Source organism: Mumia flava, from assembly GCF_002797495.1.
Classification (GTDB): domain Bacteria; phylum Actinomycetota; class Actinomycetes; order Propionibacteriales; family Nocardioidaceae; genus Mumia; species Mumia flava.
This window is the reverse complement of sequence record NZ_PGEZ01000001.1, coordinates 1,783,840-1,808,173: the sequence shown is the minus strand read 5'-3', so window position 1 is coordinate 1,808,173 and position 24,334 is coordinate 1,783,840. Positions and strand designations below refer to the sequence as shown.

At 70.4% G+C, this 24,334-nt stretch carries 11 protein-coding genes and 1 tRNA gene; 7 read left to right on the top strand and 5 right to left on the bottom strand.

Going from position 1 to position 24,334, the window contains the following annotated elements:
• The first annotated feature begins 69 nt into the window (after positions 1-69).
• Entirely contained in the window at positions 70-2,895 is a 2,826-nt protein-coding gene (gene ppc, locus CLV56_RS08520) for a phosphoenolpyruvate carboxylase (RefSeq protein WP_100414689.1), read from the top strand.
• Positions 2,896-2,901: 6 nt separating this feature from the next.
• Here ppc and ygiD read toward each other — a convergent pair whose 3' ends face one another.
• Positions 2,902-3,765, bottom strand: a complete 864-nt coding sequence (gene ygiD, locus CLV56_RS08515; RefSeq protein ID WP_211288021.1) for a 4,5-DOPA-extradiol-dioxygenase — start codon at positions 3,763-3,765, stop codon at positions 2,902-2,904.
• 136 nt (positions 3,766-3,901) lie between these two features.
• Between ygiD and CLV56_RS08510 the strand changes: the two genes are divergently transcribed.
• Together CLV56_RS08510 and CLV56_RS08505 are read left to right on the top strand one after the other, a co-directional pair.
• Positions 3,902-4,645, top strand: a complete 744-nt coding sequence (locus tag CLV56_RS08510; RefSeq protein ID WP_157805116.1) for an alpha/beta fold hydrolase — start codon at positions 3,902-3,904, stop codon at positions 4,643-4,645.
• 2 nt (positions 4,646-4,647) lie between these two features.
• A complete protein-coding gene (locus tag CLV56_RS08505) occupies positions 4,648-5,076 on the top strand; it encodes a winged helix-turn-helix transcriptional regulator (RefSeq protein ID WP_039343529.1) in 429 nt (142 codons plus the stop codon).
• Between the two features lie 149 nt (positions 5,077-5,225).
• Here CLV56_RS08505 and CLV56_RS08500 read toward each other — a convergent pair whose 3' ends face one another.
• Positions 5,226-7,061, bottom strand: a complete 1,836-nt coding sequence (locus CLV56_RS08500) for a phosphoenolpyruvate carboxykinase (GTP) (RefSeq protein WP_100414687.1) — start codon at positions 7,059-7,061, stop codon at positions 5,226-5,228.
• Positions 7,062-7,466: 405 nt separating this feature from the next.
• Between CLV56_RS08500 and CLV56_RS08495 the strand changes: the two genes are divergently transcribed.
• On the top strand, positions 7,467-15,737 hold the full coding sequence (locus tag CLV56_RS08495; RefSeq protein WP_157805115.1) for a choice-of-anchor D domain-containing protein: 8,271 nt from the start codon (positions 7,467-7,469) through the stop codon (positions 15,735-15,737).
• A 142-nt stretch (positions 15,738-15,879) separates the two neighbouring features.
• On the opposite strand, the gene CLV56_RS08490 is transcribed toward CLV56_RS08495, so the two are convergent.
• Positions 15,880-17,772: a hypothetical protein gene (locus CLV56_RS08490; RefSeq protein WP_039343532.1), complete on the bottom strand. Its 1,893-nt coding sequence runs from the start codon at positions 17,770-17,772 to the stop codon at positions 15,880-15,882.
• A 172-nt stretch (positions 17,773-17,944) separates the two neighbouring features.
• Here CLV56_RS08490 and CLV56_RS08485 point away from each other — a divergent pair.
• The 3 genes from CLV56_RS08485 to CLV56_RS08475 all read left to right on the top strand — a co-directional run bounded on the left by CLV56_RS08485 (position 17,945) and on the right by CLV56_RS08475 (position 20,575).
• Positions 17,945-18,017: transfer RNA gene (locus CLV56_RS08485), tRNA-Arg, on the top strand.
• A 171-nt stretch (positions 18,018-18,188) separates the two neighbouring features.
• Positions 18,189-20,033, top strand: a complete 1,845-nt coding sequence (locus tag CLV56_RS08480) for a phosphoenolpyruvate carboxykinase (GTP) (RefSeq protein ID WP_039343535.1) — start codon at positions 18,189-18,191, stop codon at positions 20,031-20,033.
• Positions 20,034-20,134: 101 nt separating this feature from the next.
• Positions 20,135-20,575, top strand: a complete 441-nt coding sequence (locus CLV56_RS08475) for a hypothetical protein (RefSeq protein WP_157805114.1) — start codon at positions 20,135-20,137, stop codon at positions 20,573-20,575.
• Positions 20,576-20,662: 87 nt separating this feature from the next.
• On the opposite strand, the gene CLV56_RS08470 is transcribed toward CLV56_RS08475, so the two are convergent.
• Together CLV56_RS08470 and CLV56_RS08465 are read right to left on the bottom strand one after the other, a co-directional pair.
• On the bottom strand, positions 20,663-23,035 hold the full coding sequence (locus CLV56_RS08470) for an arylsulfatase (RefSeq protein WP_039343539.1): 2,373 nt from the start codon (positions 23,033-23,035) through the stop codon (positions 20,663-20,665).
• Positions 23,036-23,155: 120 nt separating this feature from the next.
• A complete protein-coding gene (locus CLV56_RS08465; RefSeq protein ID WP_039343543.1) occupies positions 23,156-24,121 on the bottom strand; it encodes a formylglycine-generating enzyme family protein in 966 nt (321 codons plus the stop codon).
• Positions 24,122-24,334 lie beyond the last annotated feature (213 nt).

Sequence of the window (24,334 nt, the reverse complement as noted above, 5' to 3'; positions counted from 1 at the left end):
CGCGCGGTGTCACCGATGTCCGCGGGGCCGCTTCACATGCCCGACACACGCCGACGACAGACTGGGGCCATGACCTCCCCGCGCACTCCCGAGCAGATCCTCGAGGCCGACCGCCGCGAGCCGGACCCCGCGCTCTTCGCCGGTGGCGTGGCGTCCGACGAGCAGCACGCGGCGCTGCGCGCCTCCGTACGCCTGCTCAGCACGTTGCTCGGCGAGGCGCTGGAGCGGCACGAGGGGCCGGAGCTGCTGGCGCTCGTCGAGCAGGTCCGGACGCTCGCTCGCAAGCCCGACGACGCGGAGCTGCGCAGCCTGCTCGCGGACGTTCCGCCGCAGACGGCCGTGGTGCTCGCCCGCGCGTTCACCGCGTACTTCCAGCTCGCCAACATGACCGAGCAGCTGCACCGCTGGCGCGAGCTGACCGCGACGGACGACGGTCCGCTGGCCCGGACGGTCGGCCGGATCGCGCAGGCGATGGCCGACGGCGACGTCGATCGGGAGCTGGTCGAGCAGGTCCTCGCGCGGGTGGAGTACCGTCCGGTGTTCACCGCTCACCCGACCGAGGCGAGCCGTCGGACGGTGATGCGGCTGCTGCGCAAGGTCGCCGAGACCGTGGAGGCGACCGAGGACCCGCGGCGGCCCGCCTCGGCGGCACCGCGCGACGAGCGCCGTCTGGCCGAGCTGGTCGACCTGCTGTGGCAGACCGACGAGCTCCGCGTCGTACGCCCGCAGCCGCAGGACGAGGCCCGCACCGCGGTCTACTACCTGCGCTCGATCGCCGCCGAGGTCGTCCCCGACCTGCTCGAGGAGCTCGACCGTCAGCTCGCGCGCCTGGACGTGACCCTGCCTGCGTCGGCGCGGCCCCTGCGGTTCGGTACGTGGGCCGGCGGCGACCGCGACGGCAACCCGAACGTGACCCCGGACGTGACGCTGGAGATCCAGAGGATCCAGCACAGCGCCGGCCTGGACGAGCTGGAGCGGATGGTCACCGAGCTGCTCACCGAGATGACGTCGTCGACGCGGCTCGTGGACGTCACGCCGGCGCTGCAGGAGAGCCTCGCCGCCGACGCCGAGGCCCTCCCGGTGACCTGGGAGACGGTGCGTCGGCTCAACGCCGAGGAGCCGTACCGCGTCAAGCTGACGTTCGTGCGGGTCCGCCTGCAGCGGACCCGCGACCGTCTGGTGCACGAGACCGCTCACGAGCCCGGCCGCGACTACGCCGACTTCGCCGAGCTGGTGCGGGACCTCACGCTGGTGCGCGAGTCGATGCTCGCGGACGGCGACCACCTGACCGGGGACGGCGCGATCCTGCGGACGATCCGCACCGCGGTCGCGTTCTCGACCGGTCTGGCGACCATGGACGTGCGCGAGCACAGCGGCAAGCACCACGCGGCCCTGGCCGAGCTGTACGACCGGATCGGCGAGCTCGAGACCCCGTACGCCGAGCTGGACCGTCCGGCGCGGATCGCGCTGCTGTCGCGCGAGATGGCGTCGCGTCGTCCGCTCACCGGTGCGGGCGCGTCCGATCTCGGCGAGGCCGCGGCGGCGTCCCTCGCGCTGATGAGCACGATCCGTCGTGCGCTCGACACGTACGGCCCGGACGTGGTCGAGACGTACATCGTGTCGATGACGCACGACGTGGACGACCTGTTCGCGGTGGTGGTGCTCGCGCGCGAGGCGGGTCTGGTGGACCCGGGCTCGGAGCGTTCGCCGGCGTCGGCGCGGATCGGGTTCGCGCCGCTGTTCGAGACCGTGGCCGAGCTCGAGATCGCCGGTCCGCTGCTCGACACGCTGCTGTCCGACCCGGCCTACCGGCGGGTGGTCGCGGCCCGGGGCGACGTGCAGGAGATCATGCTCGGCTACTCGGACTCGTCGAAGGACGCAGGCATCGCGGCGTCGCAGTGGCAGATCCACCGGGCGCAGCGCTCGCTGCGGGACGTCGCGGCCAGGCACGGGGTCGCGCTGCGGCTGTTCCACGGGCGCGGCGGCTCGGTGGGGCGCGGTGGCGGTCCGACCGCGGAGGCGATCATGTCGCAGCCGAACGGCAGCCTGACCGGTCCGGTCAAGATCACCGAGCAGGGTGAGGTGATCTCCGACAAGTACGCGCTGCCCGGGCTCGGGCGCCGCAACCTCGAGGGTGCGCTCGCGGCCGTGATCGAGGCGTCGGTCCTGCACCGTCACTCGCTGCTGCCGCAGGACCTGCTGGACGAGTGGAACGCGACGATGGACGTCGTCGCGGCGCACGGCCAGACGGCCTACCGTGCGCTCGTACGGGATCCGGGGCTGGTGCCGTTCTTCGTGGCGGCGACGCCGGTCGACGAGCTCGGCAAGATGAACATCGGGTCGCGGCCGTCCAAGCGCCCCGGCGGCGCGGGCGGGCTCGACGACCTGCGAGCGATCCCGTGGGTCTTCGGGTGGACGCAGTCGCGGATCATCCTGCCCGGGTGGTTCGGGGTGGGGTCGGGTCTGGAGGCGGCGTTCGCGGACGGCCGCGAGGACGCGCTGCGCCAGATGTACGGATCGTGGCCCTTCTTCCGGACGTTCCTGTCGAACGTGCAGATGACGCTGTCCAAGACCGACCTCGACATCGCGGCCCAGTACGTCGCGGCGCTGGTGCCGGACGATGCGCAGCCGCTGTTCGAGGTGATCCGTGACGAGCACGCGCGCACGGTCGAGCAGGTGCTCCGGGTCACCGGGCAGGATGCCCTGCTGACCAGCGCGCCGGTCCTGCGCCACACGCTTTCGCTCCGCGACGCCTACCTCGCGCCGCTGCACGCGCTCCAGGTCTCGCTGCTGGAGCGGACCCGCGCGGACGGTGACGAGCCGGATCCCGACCTGCAGCGGGCCCTGCTGCTGACGATCAACGGCATCGCGGCGGGCCTGCGCAACACCGGCTGACGGGCCTCAGATGTTGGATCCGTCCGGCGGTGCGGTGGTCGACGGCTCCGCGCCGGCGCCTGCCTCCGTACCGAGCGTGAGGCTGGCGAGATCGAGCGTGTACGCGGTCATCGACAGCGACCCGTAGGTGTAGCCGTCGACGAGCACGTCCGCCCCGCGCCCGGACGCGTCTGCCATCCCCGCGAGGTACATCAGCGGCAGGAAGTGGTCGGGGGTCGGGACGGCGTACCGGTAGTCGCCGTGCCCGTCGAGCGTCGCGATGTTCGTGGGGCTCTGCGTCATCAGCTCGCGCGCGGCCTCGTCGAAGCGGTGCGCCCATGCGTAGCCGCGGTCGCCGAGCGACCAGTCCATCCCGCCGAGGTTGTGCACGACGTTGCCGGACCCGATCACCAGCACGCCGTCGGCGCGCAGCGCGTTCAGCTTCTGGCCCAGGTCGAGGTGGTAGTCGAGGGGCTTGTCGGCGTTCACGCTGAGCTGGACGACCGGGATGTCGGCGTCGGGGAACGCGTGGGTGAGCACGGACCACGTGCCGTGGTCGATCCCCCACGAGTCCACGTCCGCGCCGCACCACGTCGGGTGAACCGCGTCGCTGACCTCCTCGGCGAGCTCCGGCATCCCGGGCGCGGGGTACTCGACGTCGAACAGCTCCTGCGGGAACCCGTAGAAGTCGTGGATCGTCCGGGGCCGACGCATCGCGGTGACCGCCGTGGCGTTGATGTACCAGTGGGCGGAGACGACGAGGATCGCGCGGGGACGAGGCACGGAGGCGCCGAACGCGTGCCACGCCTCGGTGTAGCGGTTGCGCTCGAGGGCGTTCATCGGGTTGCCGTGCCCGATGAAGGCGGCGGGCATCGTTGCGGAGTCGGCCATGACCCATTGTCGCCCGAACGGCGTGCACGAACTCACGACCGCCTCGGCGACTGGTTGCATTTCTGGAGCAGTTGTGCGTACGGTAGAACCGATCGCGAAACGCAATCAGTTGGGGGAACGCGTGCACACGTCAGAAGTGAGAACCGTCCTCGTGCCCGGAGCCTGGATGGGGAGCTGGATCTGGCAGCCGACCGTGCAGAGTCTGCGCGGCCGGGGCATCGACGCCGAGTCGATCACGCTCCGCGGCCTCGAGCCCGGCCTACGCGATGCCGACGTCGCCGCCGTCCGCCTCGACGACCACGTCCAGCAGCTCGTCCAGCACGTCGAGGAGCAGGCGCGGCCCGCGGTCCTCGTCTCGCACTCCTACTCCGGGGTGGTGACCGCCGCCGCAGCGGACCGGCTCGGACAGCGAGTGATCGGGCTCGTCCACCTCGGCGCATTCATCCCGGGGCCCGGGCGGTCGCTCCTCGACGACTGGGGCAGCTCAGACACCGACCGCGACCAGGAGCGGGCCGACATCGCGGCCGCGGGCGACCTCTGGCTCGCCCCGACTCGCGAGATGCTCGACCACGAGACCGATCTCGCGCCTGGCGACCGCGACGTCCTCGCTGCGAGGTTCACGGCCCACCCCGGCCGGACCGTCCTCGACCCGGCCGAGCTCGCGGCGTCGGTCGAGCAACAACCGTCGACGTACGTCGTGCTCGCGCCGAACGGCGCGACCGACGAGGCGTGGAACGACGCGCCACGCGTGGCCAGGACCGCCTCCGGGTGGCGACGCAGGCACCTCGTCAGCGGGCACTGGCCGATGGTGTCGGCGTTCGACGCCACGGTCGACCTGCTCGCGGAAGAGATCGGCCACTACGCGGACTCGGAGGGCTGAGCATGGCCACGACCGGACGGTCCGGCTGCCCGATCAATCTCGCCATCGAGCTCTTCGGCGACCGGTGGACGCTCCTCATCCTCCGCGACATCGTCTTCACGGACCGCCGTCACTTCCGTGAGCTCCTGCGTGGCTCGGACGAGAGGATCACGAGCAGCATCCTCGCCGACCGGCTCGACCGCCTGGTCGACGCCGGGATCCTCGTCCGCTCCGACGACCCGACGCACAAGCAGAAGGCCGTCTACAGCCTGACGGACAGCGGTGTCGACCTCGTTCCGGTGCTCGCGACGATCGGGAGCTGGGGCGCGGCGCACTGCCCGGCGGACCCGGACCGCGTCACGATCGTCCGGGAGCTGGACTACGAAACGCCCGAGTCCTGGAAGGCGCTGATGACGTCACTTCGGGAGGGGCGTCGTTCGAGCGGGCCCTGATGCTTCGGATGGGGCGATCGGCTGGTCACCGCGGGGCTGAGGGTCTCGATCGCTCGCTCCGCTCGGCCTCGACCAGCGGTGTGGCGCTCCGCTCGCGCCTCGACCAACGGGGCCCTCCGCTGGTCGAGGCGCGAGCGAGAAAGACCTTCTCAGCCCTCGAGGCGGGACTTCAGGCCGTCGAGCTCGGTCCAGAGGACGGTCGGCAGGGTGTCGCCGAACTTCTCGAACCACTCGTTGATCTGCGGGATCTCGGCCTTCCACTCGGCGGCGTCGACGCGCAGCGCCTCCGCGAGCTGGTCGGCGGTGATGTCGAGGCCCTCGGTGTCGATCGCGTCGGGGGACGGGACGAGACCGATCGCGGTCTCGTTCGCCTCGACGTTGCCCTCGAGCCGGTCGACGACATACTTGAGGATGCGGCTGTTCTCGCCGAAGCCCGGCCAGAGGAAGCCACCCTCGTCGTCGCGGCGGAACCAGTTCACGTAGAAGATCTTCGGGAACTTGGTCTCGTCGTTGTTCTTCGCCATCGAGATCCAGTGGCTGAAGTAGTCACCGGCGTCGTAGCCGATGAACGGCAGCATCGCCATCGGGTCGCGCCGGACCACGCCGACGGCTCCGGTCGCGGCCGCCGTGGTCTCCGACGAGAGCGTCGCGCCCATGAACGTGCCGTGCGTCCAGTCGCGCGCCTCGGTGACCAGCGGGATGGTCGTACGGCGCCGGCCGCCGAACAGGATCGCGTCGATCGGGACGCCGTTCGGGTCGTCGTACTCGTCCGCGAGGATCGGGCACTGGCGGATCGGGGTGCAGAACCGGCTGTTCGGGTGCGAGGAGAGCTCCTCGGAGTCCGGGGTCCAGTCGCGGCCCTTCCAGTCGGTCAGGTGCGCCGGCGCCTCGTCGGTCATGCCCTCCCACCAGATGTCGCCGTCGTCGGTGAGCGCGACGTTGGTGAAGACCGAGTTGCCCTGCGCGATCGTGCGCATCGCGTTGGCGTTGGTGTCCCAGCCGGTCCCCGGCGCGACGCCGAACAGCCCGAACTCCGGGTTCACGGCGTACAGCCGGCCGTCGGCGCCGACGCGCAGCCAGGCGATGTCGTCGCCGAGGGTCTCGACCTTCCAGCCCGGGATCGTCGGCTCGACCATCGCGAGGTTCGTCTTGCCGCAGGCGCTCGGGAACGCCGCGGCGATGTACTTGACGTCCCCGGCCGGCGAGGTCAGCTTGAGGATCAGCATGTGCTCGGCCATCCAGCCCTCGTCGCGCCCCATCGCGGAGGCGATCCGCAGCGAGTAGCACTTCTTGCCGAGCAGCGCGTTGCCGCCGTAGCCCGAGCCGTACGACCAGATCATCCGCTCCTCGGGGAACTGGACGATGTACTTGGTGTCGCTGCACGGCCACGCCACGTCGGCCTGGCCCGGCTCCAGCGGGGCGCCGACCGAGTGCAGGGCGGGGACGTACGCCGCGCCGGTCTCCTCGATCCGGGTCAGCACCTCGCGTCCGACCCGCGCCATCACCCTCATCGACGCGACGACGTAGGCGGAGTCGGTGATCTCCACGCCGAACATCGGGTGGGCGGAGTCGAGGTGACCCATCACGAACGGGATCACGTACATCGTGCGGCCGCGCATCGAGCCTGCGTACAGGTCGAGCATGATGCGCTTCATCTCGCTCGGGGCCATCCAGTTGTTCGTCGGCCCGGCGTCGGCCTCGTCGACGCTGCAGATGAAGGTGCGATCCTCGACGCGTGCGACGTCGGTCGGGTCGGAGGCGCACCAGAAGGAGTTCGGCTTCTTGGTCTCGTCCAGCCGTACGAACGTGCCGGCCTCGACCAGCTCGTCGGTGAGCTGGACCCACTCGGTGTCGGTGCCCTCGATCCACTGGATCCGGTCGGGCTCGGTGAGGGCGGCGACCTCGTCCACCCAGGCCTGGAGCTCGGTGTGGCTCGAGCGGTAGCTGCTCGTGATCGGGTCGTGGGTGCTGATGTCTGCGGCCATCGTTTGTCCTTCTCGCATCGCGATTCAAGCGTGTTGATCGCACTGCCGGGCTCGGCTGGGAGCCGGCGAGCTGATGTGGATAGGTTGTGCGCCACCGTCGGACCGGGTCCCCGAGCGGCCGGACGACGGGTGTCGTGGGGCCAAGGGTAGGTGCTCGGGCGGCCGGGATCGGCGTCGGGGCCCGACTTCGTGAAGATCATCACAATGGCTCTGACCTGCGGTTTTATGTTGATCCGTACGACAAATGGACCGCCGCGCCGGACGGGCGGGTACCCACCGCCGGGCACGTGGCCGTCCGTGGCCTGGGTCACGAAAATGTGACGGATTCCTCAGAAGTGGAGACTTTTGTCGGCGCGCCGACTTAACCTCGGTGAGCAGTTTCAACTATCTCGGGAGGGGTCCCCGGTGCCCACTGCAGTTCGCCGTCCACGTTTCCCTGCGATCCTCGCCGCTCTGGCTGTCGTGATCGCGATGCTCGTCTTCGTCCCCGGGTTCTCCGACCCGGCCTCCGCCGCTCCGAACGCCACGAAGTGCGGGAAGAAGAACCGCTGGCTCCAGGAGACGTACAACAAGAGCAAGCCGCGCGGCCGTGCCGACTCGGTGCGCTGCACGAAGACGGTCGCCAAGACCGTCCGCGGCAAGAAGCGCGTCTCCGTGGTCTGGACGCAGACCAAGAGGTTCAAGGGACGGTACGAGTTCCGCGCCCTCGCGGCCGGCGGGAAGGCCGTGCTGAAGATCGACGGCCGCAAGGTCGCGACCTCGCGCAAGGGACGCTACGTCAGCGCGACCCGCAAGGTGCGCAAGGGCAAGCACACCTTCCAGGTGGTCTACCGCAAGGGCTCGGGCCGGATCGGCACGGTCCGCGCCGAGTACGTCCGCGCACCGGACCGCCGCGCGCCGCGGCGCCCCGCCTACCTGAAGAAGTCCGTCGGTGACCGCACGGTCGCGCTGCGCTGGCGCGGCGCGAACGACCTCGACCTGCGCGGCTACCGGATCTACCGCAACGGCCGTTTCGTCCGCGAGGTCACGACCCCGCGCTTCACCCAGACCGGGCTGACCAACGGCAAGCGCTACACCTACGCGATCCAGTCCGTCGACCGCCGCGGCAACCGCTCCTACCGCACGGCGACGAGCGCGATCCCGCGTGACCGTACGGCCCCGTCGGTCCCGGCCGACCTCGAGGCCCAGGCCGGTGACGGCACGGTCTCGCTGACGTGGACGACCGGCAGCGAGCGCGATCTCGCGAAGTACGTCCTCAAGCGCACCGGTGGGGGCGACCCGAAGACCTGGACCCTCGGCCCGAACGCCCAGGACCGGATCGACTCCTCGGTCACGAACGGCACGACCTATCTGTACGAGCTGGTGGCCGTGGACACGTCGGGCAACCGCTCCGGTCCCGCCAGGACCGCACAGGTGACGCCGATGGGCGACGAGGCGCCCGCGGTGCCGACCGGCCTGGAGGCGGCCGAGGGCGACGCGCAGGTGACCCTCACCTGGTCCCCGAACACCGAGGACGACCTCGCCGGGTACGAGATCGTCCGCACCGGAGGCACCGCGGGCGAGGTCGTCTTCGCGGTCGGGGCCGCGCAGAGCCAGTACGTCGACCTGACCGTCGACAACGGCAAGACCTACACGTACGTGATCCGGGCCCTCGACGAGGCCGGACAGGCCTCGGCCGACTCGGACCCGGTCGAGGCGACACCGAAGGCGGACGCGGGCGACCAGACGCCGCCCGCAGCGCCGACGGGTCTCGAGGCCACGGCCGGCGACGGCGAGGTGGCGCTGTCGTGGACCGCGAACACCGAGGACGACCTCGACTCCTACACGATCTACCGCACGAGCGGGACCGGTGAGCCGGACGAGCTCGTGGACACCGTCGACGCGGGCACGACCGAGTACACCGACGCCGGCGTCGAGAACGACACCGCCTACACCTACGCGATCACCGCGACCGACGACTCGGCCAACGAGTCGCCCCTGTCGGCGACCGCCGGGGCGACGCCGACCGACCTGACCGCGCCGGCTGCGCCGGGCGGTCTCGAGGCTGTCGGCAGCGACGCCGCGGTCGAGCTGTCGTGGACCGCGAGTGCCGAGGACGACGTCGCCGGCTATCGCGTCTACCGCGGCGAGTCCGAGCCGGTCGAGGTCGACGGCGACGGCATCGCCGGGCCCGAGCTCCTGCCCACCCCGGCCTACACCGACACCGACGTCACCAACGGCACGACGTACTTCTACGTCGTCGTCGCGGTCGACGGTCACGGCAACATCTCCGACCCGTCGGGAAGCGCCTCGGCGACGCCCGCGGACACCACCGCACCGGACGCGCCGACCGGCCTGTCGGCCACGCTCGACGGTGACCAGGTCGCGCTCGACTGGGACGACAGCGAGGCGGCGGACTTCGACCACTTCGCGGTCTATCGCTCCGCAGCCGACGCGAGCGCCGCCGAGGCCCTCGCGGCCGACGAGGAGCCGCTCGCCACCACGACGGAGTCCGCGTACGTCGACGAGACGATCGAGGCCGGCAACGCCTACACCTACTGGGTGACCGCGGTGGATGCCGCGGGCAACGAGTCGGCCGCATCCGACCCGGTCGACATCGACGTCCCGGGGCCGGAGGTGCACGACGCCTACGTGTTCCAGCCCGAGTCCGGGCCCGGCGTCGACGGCTACACGAAGCAGACCGGCACCGCCTACTCCGACGACACCGGCCACGGTTTCGTCCGCGAGGACAGCCTGGGTTCGGCGACGCACGTGCCGCTCGACATGACGACCAACACGCGGTTCCGCGCTCGAACGGGCATCTCCGCGCTGAACAACAGTCTGGTCCACCTCCAGTACGGCACGTCCACCCCGCCCCTCAACGCGTCGCAGAACGCCGCGTCGGGTGCATTCGAAGCCTCGGTGCCGGACGGCTGGTACGAGGTCACCGTCAGCGTCGGTGACCAGGGCGGTGGCGCCAACGGCTACGACAGCCTGCACACGATCCACGTCGAGGACGTCACGGCGATCAGCGCGTTCCAGGGCAGCGCCTCGGAGGAGTACCGCGCGGCGACCCGGGTCGTCCAGGTCACCGACGGTCGTCTCACGGTCGACGCGATCGGCGGCACGAACACGAAGCTCAACTACGTCGAGATCGACACGACCGATGCGCCGGAGCCCGGCGGGGACGTCGACGAGAGCTACGTCTTCACGACGACGGCCGACGAGAACTACCCGGCCGGCTGGACGAAGAACGACGGCAGCGCGTGGTCGGACGCCGCGGGCATCGGCTGGGTGACGCAGGACAGCGTCGCCTCCGACCCGCACGGCGACCACGACCCGCTCGACCTCACGCGCAACACCCGGGTGCGCACGCGCACCGCCCCGGTCACCGCGCTCCAGAACCGTCTGATCCACCTGCAGTACGACGACGTGGACGGCGGTGCCGGGACGAACGGCGAGCACACCGCGGGCGCGTTCGAGCGCACGGTGCCCAACGGGTGGTACGAGGTCACCGTGATGGTCGGCGACCAGCCGGGCGCCGGTGACGTCTACGACAGCCAGTACGTCGTGCGCGCCGAGGGCTCGACGATCATCGACTCGTTCCAGGCCACGGCCGCGAACGAGTACGACACGGGCACGGGCGTCGTGCAGGTGACCGACGGTCGCCTGACGGTCGACGCGATCGGCGGCGTCAACACCAAGATCAACACCCTCGAGATCGTCAGCTCCGATCCGCCGACGGACCCCGACGTGCACGAGCAGGTCCGGTTCTCCGACGAGGTCACGGTCCCGCCGACCGGCTGGGCGAAGGACTTCGGGCAGCCGTACGGTCCCCGCACCGGCACCGACCAGGGCACGGGCCTGACCTACGGCTGGCTGCAGCTCGGGACGAGCACGCCGGTCAGCCTGGTCGGCAACGGCCGCAACCGCCGGGCAGCCGCCACCGGCCTGACCGTGGCGGAGCAGCTGCGGGCCGGCTTGATGCACATGCAGCTCCCGGCGAACGCCGAGGGCGGCGAGGACATCGACGGCATCTGGGAGATGGCCGTCCCCAACGGCAGCTACGAGGTCGAGGTCTCGGTCGGTGACGACGGCACCTCGGTGGACTCCGAGCACTGGATCAACGTCGAGGGCCAGAACGCGATCGCCGGGTTCGTCTCGCCCGGGATCCTCAACTCGGCCTCGAACCACACGACGGGCAGCCGCATCGTCACGGTCACCGACGGCCGTCTCACGGTCACGCCCGACGGTGGCACGAACAGCAAGATCAACTGGGTCACCGTCGACAGCATCCAGGGCGCCGCGCAGCGGCCGTCGGTGCTCAAGTGCACCCCGGACAACGTCGCGACCGGCGTGGTCCCGACGGGCGGCATCGTCTGCGACCTGCGGCTGATCGGCGGCGGTGTCGACCCGGCGACGCTGGGCGACGCGGTGGAGCTGGTGGACCTGTCCGACGGCTCCGTCGTCGACGGCAACGTCGAGACCAGCGGGGGATCGGACACGATCAACTTCTCGCCCAAGGACGCGCTCGACAACAACACGCTCTACCGCCTCGAGATCGGGGCCGGCGTCGAGGACGTCGACGGGCGCAGCTTCCTCCCGTACGCCACGGCGTTCACGACCGGGACGAGCACGGGCGGAGGCGGCCCGGTCGCCTTCGACCGGGTCGACTCGGGCGCGGAGCACGGCAAGATGTACACGTCGGTGACGGTGGGACCGGACGGCAGGCTCTACGCCGCGTCGGTCACCGGCGAGATCTACCGCTTCGACATCGCCGACGACGGCACGCTGGCCCCCAACCCTGAGGTCATCACGACCGTCCAGGACTACAGCACCAGCGTCGGCGACACCTACAACCCGGGCATGCGCACCGTGATCGGCCTGACCTTCGACCCCGCGTCGACGGCCGAGGACCCGATCCTCTGGATCACGGACAACGCGCCGTTCCTCGGCGCGAGCAACGTGCCGGACGCCTCCGGCCGGCTGGCGAAGCTGACCGGCCCGGACCTCGGGACCTACACCGCGGTGCTCGACGGGCTGCCGCGCTCGATCAAGGATCACGAAGCGAACTCCATCGCCTTCGGTCCGGACGGCGCTCTGTACTTCAACGTCGGCGCGAACAACGCGATGGGCGCTCCGGACGGCGCTTGGGGCAACCGGCACGAGACGCTGCTGTCGGCCGCGGTCCTGCGGCTGGACGAGTCGCTCCTGCCGGACGACCTGCCGTCGACCGGACTGGACGTGCGGACCGGGAGCGCGGGCGACTACGACCCGTTCGCCACCGACGCCCCGGTGACGATTTACGGCCGTGGCACCCGCAACGCCTACGACCTGCTGTGGCACAGCAACGGCGAGCTGTACGTCCCGACGAACGGCTCCGCGGCCGGCGGCAACGTGCCCGCCGTCCCCGCCGACGGCGACCTGCCGGACTCGTGCGAGCACCGGCCGGACGGCGGGTACGTCGGGCAGCCGAAGGTCGCCGCCCAGAACAGCAACCCGGAGGAGACCGACTACATCTTCCACGTGCGCAAGGACGGCTACTACGGTCACCCGAACCCGTCCCGCTGCGAGTACGTCCTGAACAACGGCAACCCGACGGCCGCGAAGGATCCGTTCGAGAACTCCAAGTACCCGGTCGGCACCCAGCCGGACCCGAACTACCGCCTGTCCGACGTCTACGACGCCGGTCTGCACGCCAGCGCGAACGGCGTCATCGAGTACAAGGGCGGTGCGTTCGGCGGGGCGCTGGACGGCAAGCTGATCTACACCCGCTACAGCAGCGGCTCGGATCTGGTCTCGTTCGACGTCGCCGCCGACGGCACGCTCTCGAACCAGACGTTCGGCATCACCGGGACGACGAACATGCAGGCGCCGCTCGACGTCACGCAGGACCTGGCGACGGGCAACCTCTACGTGACCGAGATGACGCAGAGCGGGAGCCACTCCGCGATCCAGCTGCTGCGTCCGCAGGGCGGGGGCGGCGGTCCGGTGGCCCGGGCCACCGACCGGGTGGTCCTCAGCGGGCAGACCGGGGTGACCTCGCGGGCTCGCAACGCGGTGATCAGCAACACCGGCATCGACGACCTCACGATCACCGCGGCGTCGCTCGCCGGCGACAACCCGGGTCAGTTCTCCCTCCCGGGCTCGGTGTCGCTGCCGGTCACGATCCCGTCCGGCGGGAGCCTGAGCATCGCGGTGGCCTTCAGCCCGAGCAGCGTGGGGGTGAAGACGGCGACGGTGCAGGTCGCGACGGACGCCGGCACCAAGACCGTGCGGCTGCGGGGCCTCGCCGCGCAGGGCGTCGGCGGCGCGAACGAGCCGTCGCTGCAGCGGGTGATGGACACCTGGGAGATCCCGATCGACGTCGGCGACCCGAACCCGTCCGACGCGGCCATGCCGTCGACGCAGGGGCCGATCGGCGACGAGGTGGCGGGCCAGACGTTCACGAAGGCCCTCTTCGACGCGCCGATCACGATCACCCCGATCGCGGCGTACGGGCCGCAGGACGACGACCCGGCCGTCCACGTCGGCTGGAACGACGCGGGCGACTCCGACGGACTGCACCAGCAGTTCAGCGTCTCCGCGGCCGACACGCAGGGGCTGATGATCGACCCCGACGGGACGACGGTCGCGGACCCGGGTGAGGACACGGTCTTCGGGTTCTACTCGACCTGGCCGTACTTCGACGGACGCACGGCCTACACCGAGGACGTCTTCAACACCTGGGACGCCGGACGTGAGCACCACGTGCGGGTCTACCCGTACAAGAACGCCGACGGCACCCCGGAGCCGAACACCTACGTGGTCGCGACCGAGGAGGTGCCGGGCTCGTCGTTCGACAGCCAGGACATCGTCCTCGTGGTGAGCAACGTCAAGCCGTACGTCCCGACGACGGTCGAGGACGCCGAGCTCAGCGCAGTGAACCCGGACCCGGTGCCGTTCGACGACCAGCTGACGTTCAACCGAATCCAGAACCCGGCGGACGGCGACCAGAAGGTCGCCGACACCCACACGGTCGAGGTGAGCAACGAGGGCACGGAGACCCTGCAGGTGACGGGCCTTCCGGTCACGGGCGCGTTCGAGGTCGTCGGAGCTCCCGAGGTGCCGTTCGACGTCGACCCGGGCGAGACGGTCGACCTCACCGTACGGTTCGTCGCGACCGGCACGAAGCTGCACGACGGGACCCTGACCGTGCAGTCGAACGCCGAGACGAACCCGACGCAGGTGATCCACCTCGGTGGTCTCTGGCAGTCGCAGAGCGAGGGTGGGCAGGAGCCGAACCTCTCCCAGATCGTCGACGCCTTCGGGATGGGGACCAACCTCCCGACGTTCACGAGCAAGGGTGAGTTCCTGCCGATCGGCGACGAGGTCCTCTCGCCGTACTGGTCGCGCGTCGACACGACCAAGCCGGTGACGCTGCGCCAGCTCGCCGCCTACCACACGTACCCGAACGGGGCGACGGCTCGCTGGCACAACAAGGGCAACGACACGCGTCTCCATCTCACCGGGATGGGCGGGCAGTACGCGCAGTCGCTGCTGCCGGCCTCGACGAACGCCGGCACCGCGCCCGCGTACGGCGAGGCGAACCCGACCGGTGCCTTCGGTTTCGCGATCGACGGCGAGTGGGGCGACCACACGAAGAACAACCAGCAGACCGACATCGACAACGGGTGTGCGGCGCCGTGCGGCCAGCACGTGCGGCTGTGGCCGGTCAAGGACCGCGACGGCGTGCTCGTGCCGGGCACCTACGTGCTGTCCATGGACTACTCGGGGATCAACTACGACTACCAGGACAACGTCTACCTCGTCACGAACATTCGTCCCGAGGTGATCACGGTCCCCGACGTCGTGGCGATGCCCGGTGACGGCGAGGTGACGCTCTCGTGGGGCCGCAACCCGTACGACGTCGGGGTCGGCTACCGCGTGTGGCGGAGCACGACCGCGGGCTTCACGCCGAGCGACGCGACCCTGATCAGCGGGCCGACGTCGGCCGACCCGATCTCGGCCACCTCGTTCACCGACACGGGCGTGGCCAACGGGACGACCTACCACTACGTGGTGCGGGCGGTCTACCGGGGCGTCGCGAACTCCGCGGACGGACGTGCCTCGGCGACTCCGTCGGCGGAGGCGGACGACGTGGACGTCCAGGTCAACTTCAGCAATGCCGCGGCACCGCTCCCGGCCGGCTACCTGCGCGACTTCGGTCAGGCGTTCGGGCTGCGCAGCGGGGCCGACCAGGGCAGCGGGCTCGTCTTCGGCTGGCTCGGCGAGACCAGCCACCAGCCTCTGGACCTGTCCGTGGGCGGCACCGCCGACGCCGGCAACGGACGTGACCGCAACCTTGCGTCCGACCAGCGGCTCGACACGCTGATGCACATGCAGGGAGCCGACGTCCCGGACTTCAACGGCACGTCGGTCAACGGCCTGTGGGAGATGGCGGTCCCGAACGGCACGTACGACGTGACCGTCGCCGTCGGTGACCCGGCGAGCAACACCGACCCGGAGATCCACACCCTGAACGTCGAGGGCGAGAACGCGATCGAGGGGTTCGTGCCCACCGGCGCCGCGGGCACGGCCGGGCACCACGCGACCGCGACCGTCCAGGTGTCGGTGGAGGACGGACGGCTGACGCTCGACGCGCTCGGCGGGACGAACACCAAGATCGACTACGTCGAGGTGTCGTCGGCCGACTGAGACTGCCGGTTCCCTCCGGTGAAGCGGCGAGGGGCCGGGGACCACGATCCACTCGTGGTTCCCGGCCCCTGGTCGTGCGTCGTGCCGGCGCTCCGGGCGGCGTGCGCGCAGGTCGCCCCGCGGGCACGCCGGCCGGTGCTCGTCAGCGGCGCTTGCCGTACCGCACCGCGATGAACGACTTGGCGCCGCTCACGACGGTCGAGGTGGCACGGACCGTGCGCTTGGTGACCTTGCCCTTGCGTCGGCCCATCTCGAGCTCGACGACGAGGTCGTTGCCGTGCTCGGCCCGCGTCATCTCCTTGATCAGCGACGCGGCGGAGCGCGGACGGTTCTTGCCGACCGTCACGTACGTCGCGGCGGCGAAGTCCTCGTAGTCCTCGTAGTAGCCCCACTCGTCCTCGCCGTACGGGCCGGACTCGCCGCCGTAGATCGACAGGGTGCCGTTCGCGCGGCGCAGCTTCTTGTTCGGGACCGCCACCTTCACCGACACCTGCTTGGTGGCCGGGCCGATCGCGTCCTGCTCCTTCTTGAGCGTGATCCGCAGACGGAGGTAGCCGCCGCGGCGGGCAGCGACGACGCTGTTGCCGGTGAGCTTCTCCCAACCGCCGAACTGCCGGGCCTCGACCTTGCCGACGCGGTACGCGCGGTACCCGGCCTTCATCGTCGCGGTCTGCGACGCCGAGACGACCTTGACCTTCTCGCCGCTGGAGTACACCAGCGAGTCGATGTCACCTGCCAGCGGATCGGCCGGGGTGAACGACACGTCCCACGGGTCGGCGTACATGTCGCTGCGGCGGTAGGTCAGCTTCTGCCCGTTCGCGCGCTGGAGCACGATCGTGCGGGAGATCGTGGCCGTGCCTCCGACCGTCGAGTCGGCGACCGTCCAGCCGTCGAGCATCGCCTGCTCCGCGGCGACGAAGGACAGGTAGTCGTCCGTGACGACCTGCGTCCGCGCCGTGCGGGACCGCCCCTCCATCCGCGTGGTCGTGGTGAGCGGCGTGGTCTTCGGCAGCCGGCCGAGCTTCCCGGAGATCGCGGCCAGGCGGTCCTGGTCGATGGTGCCCATCGGCGCTCCGACGTTCGCGAGCTTGAAGGAGCCGTCGAAGTTGTCCTTCTCGATGTAGACGGCGTCAGCGCCGTGCAGGCCGAACTTCGCCGGTCCGCGCCACTCCATCGGGTGGCCGAACGCGTACACGCGGTCGCCGCACACGGCGGTCGTCGTGCCCACGCCTGCCAGGGAGAGCGCGCCGTACGAGATGGACGCCGCGACGTTCGAGCCGGCGCTGATCGGGATGGGCTGGCTGCCGGTCCTGCTGCTCGCCGACCCGGCCCGGAACGCGGCCCTGTCGTGCCCTGCCTTCTTCGCGATCGAGGCGGTCTTGCCCGGTCGCGCGGACGGCACCGAAATCGGCATCGGCAGGCGCCGCATCCCCGACCCGATCTCGGCGCGGTTGGCGCCGGTCGTGCGCATCGTGGAGACGACCCGGCTGCTCAGCTCGCTGCTGCGAGCCGCGGCGTACGTGCCGACGCGGTAGAGGTCCGCCGCAGGGGTCACGCCGGCGTACTCGCTCGGCGACCACGCCAGGCCGTACGAGACCGCGCCGACCAGGCTGCCGTCGGGCGCGTACAGCGGGCTGCCGGACATGCCGGCCCAGATCCCCCGGTCGACGGAGCCGTCGGCCTTCGTGATCTTCGACCCGCTCATCTTGAAGATCAGCATGTCGACCCCGGGCGCGATGCCGTCCTCGAGCACGCCCACGTACTCGCCGGTGACGGCGTCGGCCTCGGTGCCCGACGACACGGTCAGGCCGGTGACGATCGTGCCGGGAGTCGTCGCGGTGGCCCGGACGAGGTCGGCAGGGTCGAAGGCCGCAGGACACGGCGAGCCGACCGCGGCGGCAGCCGCGGCCGGGTCGTCGGCCGAGGCGGGTGGCAGGCCGAGCAGGCCGGTCGTGAGCAGGGCCGCCGAGGCGACGGCCACCGCCGGCAGCGGCCGGCGGAGAGCGCGCACCGATGCGCGCGGGCGATTGGACATGTGCGGACCTCGTTGGGTGCGATCGGACGGACGTCGATCGACGTCCAACCGGAATGTATGCCTTCACAGGGGTCACACAGGCCGTCGTGGCCGAGTCGTGACCACCGGCCCCGATTTCGGTCCGGCGGACGGACCCGCTAGACTCGTCAACGCTTCGCCACGTGCGGGGCGGGCGCTCGTAGCTCAACGGATAGAGCATCTGACTACGGATCAGAAGGTTAGGGGTTCGAATCCCTTCGAGCGCGCAGATCCGATGTCCCGTGACACCGTCGCCCGGTGTCACGGGACATCGTCGTTTCCGGACCTCTGCGCCGCTCTCGAATGGTGCCCGCAGCAACAAATCGGGGGCGCGGTTCAGGTAGGAGTTCAAGGGGTACTCTCATCGCACCGCCGCCGAGCGAAAGGATCCGCAACAAATGGCTGACCCCGACAAGGCGATGGACTCCGCCGGGCTGACGAACCCCCGGGTGCGCGAGTACGTCCGCCACTGGGCCGAGATCACCGGAGCGGACCGGATCGAGGTCGTGAGCGCAGCGGACGACGCGCGACTCGTCGCGGAGGCGCTCGACGCGGGCGAGCTCGAGCCTGCCGGCGAGGGCCGCTACTACTCGCGCAGCTACCACAAGGACACCGCCCGCTCGGAGGAGCGGACGATCGTCGCGACGAACGACCCCGCGGACGCGGGCCAGTACAACAACTGGCGTCCCGCCTCGGAGATGAAGCCGCTGCTCGAGGGCAAAATGCGCGGCGCGCTCGTCGGCAAGACGATGTACGTGATCCCGTACCTGATGGCCCCGCCCGGGTCGCCGCTCGACCAGTTCGCGACGGGCGTCGAGCTCACCGACACCCGCACCGTGGTGCTCCACATGATCCGGATGGCCCGGGTCGGTGTGGAGTTCGTCAACGACCTCGCCGATCCGGACTCGTTCGTCCGTGCCGTCCACGTGACCGGTGAGCTGGAGAGCCTCGGCCACGGCACCCCGGACGACCAGCGCTACTTCGTCACCTGCGCGGACGAGCGCACGATCCTGCACTTCGGCTCGTCCTACGGCGGCAACGCGCTGCTCGGCAAGATCGCGCACGGTCTGCGGCAGGCGGCGTACGACGGATGGGCCTCGCGGTCGTTCCTCGGTGAGCAGTTCATGCTGATCGGCATCGAGGACAGGCAGACCGGCCGGACCTACCACGTCGCGGGCGGCTTCCCGAGTGCGTCGGGCAAGACCAACCTCGCGATGATGCAGGCGCCGGACGCACTCGGCGACCGGTACCACGTGACGTTCTACGGCGACGACATCGCCTGGCTGTGGGTCGACCCCGACAGCGGTCGCGTGCTGGCGCTCAACCCCGAGTACGGCGTGTTCGGCGTTGCGAAGGACACCAACGAGGCGACGAACCCGAACGCGCTGCACTCCGTCGACCCGGGGACCGGTGCGATCTTCACCAACGTCGCGTACAACCCGGCCACCCAGGAGGTCTGGTGGGAGGGCAAGACGCCCGAGCCGCCGGCCGACGTCACCGGGTGGCTGGACTGGAAGGGCCACGCGATCGCGGACCGCGAGCCCGGCGACGACGCCCCCTGGGCGCACCCGAACAGCCGGTTCACCACGACGCTCGCGAACGTCCCGAACGTCGCCGGCGACTTCGACGACCCGAAGGGCGTTCCGGTCGACGCGATCATCTTCGGCGGCCGTACGCGCGACCGCGAGCCGCTGGTGCGGGCGATCACCGACCTCGCCGAGGGCGTGTACGACGGGCTGACGCTCGGCGCGGAGGCGACCTTCGCCGCGGAGGGCGTCGACGGCCAGCTGCGCTACGACCCGATGTCCATGCGGCCGTTCATGTCGTACGCCGAGGGTGAGTACGCCGCGCACTGGCTGCGGATCATCGGCGCCGCGACGGAGCAGCCGATCTTCGCGCACGTCAACTGGTTCCAGCGGGACCCTGATGACGGGCACTTCCGCTGGCCGGGCTATCGCGAGAACCTCCGCCCGCTGCTGTGGCTGCTCCAGCTGAAGAACGGTGAGGTCACGGGCCGCGAGACCGCGGTCGGGATCCTTCCGACCGAGGAGGAGCTCGATCTCACCGGCGTGGAGATCTCCCGCGCGGACCTGGACGCGATCCTGTCGATCGACGTCGACCGGTGGCGCCAGGAGATGGGCTTCCGCGAGGAGCACCTCAAGCAGTTCCACGGGCTCCCTGACGAGATCTGGGAGGCGCACCGTCGGGTCGCGGCTGCGCTGGAGGCTGCCGACCAGGGGTGAGGCGGTCGGCCCTACGCCGTCGCGGCGCCGACAAGGCGGTGGCGGGGCCGGCGTCGGTCGTGTCATCGTCGCCCGTAGGACGACGAGGAGGAGCTCGTGCGATGACCCGATCACGGGACCAGCGACGACGCCGAACGACCGTGCTGGCCGGGCTCGTGCTGCTGGCAGCCGTGTCACTCGGTGCGTGCGGGAGCGAGGACGACGAACCGACCTCGCAGGACGCCTACTGTGACGCGGCGGCCGACCTCCGGTCGAGCGTCGACGCCTTGACCAACCTCGACCTGGTCGGGGAAGGCACCAACGGCCTCGAGTCCGCCGTGGACGCGGTCGGCGAGGACGTCTCGACGCTGAAGGACACCGCCGGTGACGCGGCGTCCGACGAGGTCGATGCCCTGAGCGACTCGATCGACGACCTGAAGAGCGCGATCGGCGACGCCGGCGATCAGCTGTCGTCCGAGAGCGTCTCGGCAGTCTCGGACGCGGTCAGCTCGGTGGCGACGTCGGCTCAGGCGGTCGAGGACACGCTCACGGACTGTCCCTGACGCCGGCCGCCGGCGAGGGCGGTTCGTCCGGGGGATCCTCGGGTTCGTCCTCGGGTTCCACGGACTCGGACTCGGTGCTCATCGCGCCTACTGCCGGGCCATCGCGACCCGGAGCCGCTCCTCGGGGTCGATGAAGTGGTCGTGGTCGTCGGTGCCGAGGTCGAGCTGGACCCAGTGGAGCTTGCCGGTGAAGCGGCTGTCCGCCGTGGTGTAGTCCGGTGACACCGTGGTGCCGGACTCGTACCCGATGTCCGTGGTCTCGTCGGCGGAGAAGATCATCGGCTGGGTGGCGTCGACGCGCCCGGTGCCGGCCGGGTCGCCGTCGTGGTAGAGCGTGACGTCGCCGCCCTTGCCGAGCCCGCCGCCGTCGTAGGTGAACTCCATCCGGACCTGGTGGTTGCCCTCGGGGATCGGGTCGTCGGCTCGGACGATGAACTCCCGGATGCCCAGCACGTTGTACGCGAAGGTGAGGTGCCCGTCCTTGGCGTAGACGGCCCAGCCGCCGAAGCGGCCGCCCTGGGCGATGACCACGCCGTTCGCGCCGCCGGAGGGGATGTCGACCTCGGCCGTGATCGAGAACGACTTGTTCTTCATGTTGACGACGCTGTTCTCCGACAGCCGACCCATCCCGGGGAAGAACAGCTGGGAGTTCCCGTGGATCAGGGTGGGACGACCGGCGAGCTCGGCGTTGGCGCGCTCGCCCGTGCGATCGTCCATCGGGAGGACGTTGTACTTGACGGCCTCGATCAGCCAGAGGCGCTGCAGGGCGGCGAGCTTGTCGGGGTGCTCGCTGGAGAGGTCGTGGGCCTGGCTGTAGTCGCGGTTGCCGTCGTAGAGCTCCCACACGTCCTCGTCGAACTCCGGCAGATCACCGCCCACGAGGACCCAGGGCGTCTTGTGCTTGGTGACCGCGCTCCATCCCCGGTGATAGATCCCGCGGTTGCCGAACATCTCGAAGTACTGGAGATCGTGGCGCTCGGGCTCGTCCGCGCCGTTGAACGCGTAGATCATGCTGGTGCCCTCCATCGGGCTCTGCTGCACGCCGTTGACGAAGGTGGGCTCGGGGAGCCCGGCGGCCTCCAGGACGGTGGGCGCCACGTCGATGCAGTGGGTGAACTGCTCGCGCAGACCGCCCTTCTCCTCGATGCCCTTCGGCCAGTGCACGATGGTGCCGTTGCGCGTGCCGCCCCAGTGGGAGGCGACCTGCTTGGTCCACTGGAACGGCGTGTTCATCGCCCACGCCCACCCGACCGAGTAGTGGTTGTACGAGTCGGGCGACCCGAACTCGTCCATCTTCGAGCGCATGAACTCGGTGGTCTCCAGCGAGGCCATGCCGTTGAAGTTGGCCATCTCGTTGAAGGCGCCGTTCATCGTGCCCTCGGCGGACGCGCCGTTGTCGCCGATGATGTAGTAGATCAGCGTGTCGTCCAGGATGCCGAGGTCGTCGATCGCATCGATGATCCGGCCGACGTGATGGTCGGTGTGCTCGAGGAATCCCGCGTAGACCTCCATCTGGCGCGCCAGCACCGGCTTGAGGTCGTCGTCCATGTCGTCCCATGCCGTGATCACGTCGTGGCGCGCGCACAGGTCGGCGTCGGCCGGGATGACCCCCATCTCCTTCTGCTTCGCGAACGTCCGTTCGCGAAGCGCGTCCCATCCGTCGTCGAAGCGGCCCTCGTACTTGTCGGCCCACTGTTTCGGCACGTGGTGGGGTGCGTGCGTCGCGCCCGGGGCGAAGTAGGTGAAGAACGGCCGGTCGGGCATCAGCGCCTTCTGCTGCCGGATCCACGAGATCGCGTGGTCCGCGAGGTCCTCGGTGAGGTGGTAGCCCTCCTCAGGAGTCGCCGGCGGATCGATCGGCGTCGTCCCCTCGTACAGCGCCGGGTCCCATTGGTTGTTCTCGCCACCGATGAAGCCGTAGAAGTACTCGAAGCCGCCCCCGGCCGAGGGCCACGCGTCGAACGGGCCCATCGGCGAGGACTGCCAGACCGGGACCTCGTGGCACTTGCCGAACTGCGACGTCGAGTAGCCGTTGAGCTTCAACGTCGTCGCCAGCGGCGCCTTCGTGTTCGGCCGCAGGGAGTTGTTCCCCGGTGCCGACGTCGCCGTCTCGGTGATCGAGCCCATCCCGACGGAGTGGTGGTTGCGGCCGGACAGCAGGGCAGCGCGCGTCGGAGCGCACAGCGCGGTCGTGTGGAACCGGTTGAACCGGAGCCCGCCCGCCGCGAGACGCTCCGCCGTCGGGGTCTCGCACGGCCCGCCGAACGCGCTCGAAGCGCCGAACCCGACGTCGTCGATCAGGATCACGAGCACGTTCGGTGCACCCTCCGGCGGGAGCAGCGGTTCGAGCGGCGGGTAGTCGGTGTCGGGGTCCTTCGCGTCGTACGTCGTCAGACCCGGCTTGGGACGGTCCGGGATCGGAAGGACGGCGCGAACATGGCGGTCAGAGGCGTCGGGCATGGTTTCCTCCGCGTGTCGGCTGGCTCGATCCTAGGGGCACGAGCGACTGCCGGCACCGCCGTTGCGACGGTGCCGGAGCCGGGTGCAGCGACCCGTCGGAGACGGCCTGCGGACGGGTTCTCAGCCTTGCGGCGAGCGTCCTTCGAGATCAGCGGCGACCCGGAAGCCGAGGTTGCCGGTGGACGAGTCAGGGCTGTTCGCGCTGCGCGCATCGACCCGATAGCGCCAGCAGTAGCTCTCGTGGCAGAGGTACGACCCACCGCGCATGACACGGCTGCTCCCGTGGGTCGGACCGGTCGGCGCCGTCCTCCGGTCGCGGTCGTAGGTGTCGGTGGCGAACCAGTCCGAGCACCACTCCCACACGTTGCCGGTGACCTCGTGCAGGCCGTAGTCGTTCGGCTCGAACGCCCCCACCGGACACGTGCCGACCCAGCCGTCCTCGGCCGTGTTGTCGTACGGGAACGTGCCCTGGTACACGTTCATGCGGTGCACCCCATCGGGCTCGCGATCAGCACCCCAGGGGTAGTGCACACCCTCGAGACCGCCGCGCGCGGCGTACTCCCACTCGGCCTCGGTGGGGAGCCGACAGCCCGCCCAGGCGCAGAACTCGACGGCGTCGTACCACGTCACGTGGATCACCGGGTGCTGACCACGCCCGTCCAGGCTCGACTGCGGACCTTCGGGATGGCGCCACGACGATCCCTCGACCTGTCGCCACCACGGGGCCGCGGTGACCGCCCGGGTCGGTGGGAAGTCGTCGGGGAGCAGACCGCCGAACACGAAGGACCAGCCGAACCGCTCCGCGGTGGTGACGTACCCCGAGGCGTCGACGAACGCCGCGAACTGGTCGTTGGTGACGGCGGTGCGTCCGATCCGGAAGGCGGGCAGGTCGACCTCGTGCGGCGGATAGGCGCCGTCCGCGGGGTCGGCCTGCGGGTCGTCGCTCCCCATGGTGAACGTGCCGCTGGGGATGTCCACGAGATCGAGCCCGGCCGGCGAGGCAGGTCGCCGGACCACCGGCGGGGAACACGCGTCGGTCGAGCGGTCTGCATCGGGAGGAGTGCTCGGAGAGCAGCAGCTGGACATCGGGGTCGCTCCGTCCGCGGTCGGATCTCGACGGGTCTTCACCTGCTCGCCGTCCGTACCGGCTGACCGTACCGGCAGGAGGACGCGGCCACCATGGAGCCCCGGGTCCCCTTGCCCGTTCGCCGACCTCGGTCGCGGGCCCGGCGGTGAGCTGGTTCCCACGCAGCCGGGTCCGGTGGGAACTCACTCACCGCGCCGGCGTACGGGTGGGAA

Excerpts from the sequence above, each read along its gene's own strand:
- ppc (WP_100414689.1), top strand. The coding sequence starts at position 70 with ATGACCTCCCCGCGCACTCCCGAGCAGATCCTCGAGGCCGACCGCCGC.
- ygiD (WP_211288021.1), bottom strand. The coding sequence starts at position 3,765 with ATGGCCGACTCCGCAACGATGCCCGCCGCCTTCATCGGGCACGGCAAC.
- CLV56_RS08505 (WP_039343529.1), top strand. The coding sequence starts at position 4,648 with ATGGCCACGACCGGACGGTCCGGCTGCCCGATCAATCTCGCCATCGAG.
- CLV56_RS08500 (WP_100414687.1), bottom strand. The coding sequence starts at position 7,061 with ATGGCCGCAGACATCAGCACCCACGACCCGATCACGAGCAGCTACCGC.
- CLV56_RS08490 (WP_039343532.1), bottom strand. The coding sequence starts at position 17,772 with ATGTCCAATCGCCCGCGCGCATCGGTGCGCGCTCTCCGCCGGCCGCTG.
- CLV56_RS08480 (WP_039343535.1), top strand. The coding sequence starts at position 18,189 with ATGGCTGACCCCGACAAGGCGATGGACTCCGCCGGGCTGACGAACCCC.
- CLV56_RS08475 (WP_157805114.1), top strand. The coding sequence starts at position 20,135 with ATGACCCGATCACGGGACCAGCGACGACGCCGAACGACCGTGCTGGCC.
- CLV56_RS08470 (WP_039343539.1), bottom strand. The coding sequence starts at position 23,035 with ATGCCCGACGCCTCTGACCGCCATGTTCGCGCCGTCCTTCCGATCCCG.
- CLV56_RS08465 (WP_039343543.1), bottom strand. The coding sequence starts at position 24,121 with ATGTCCAGCTGCTGCTCTCCGAGCACTCCTCCCGATGCAGACCGCTCG.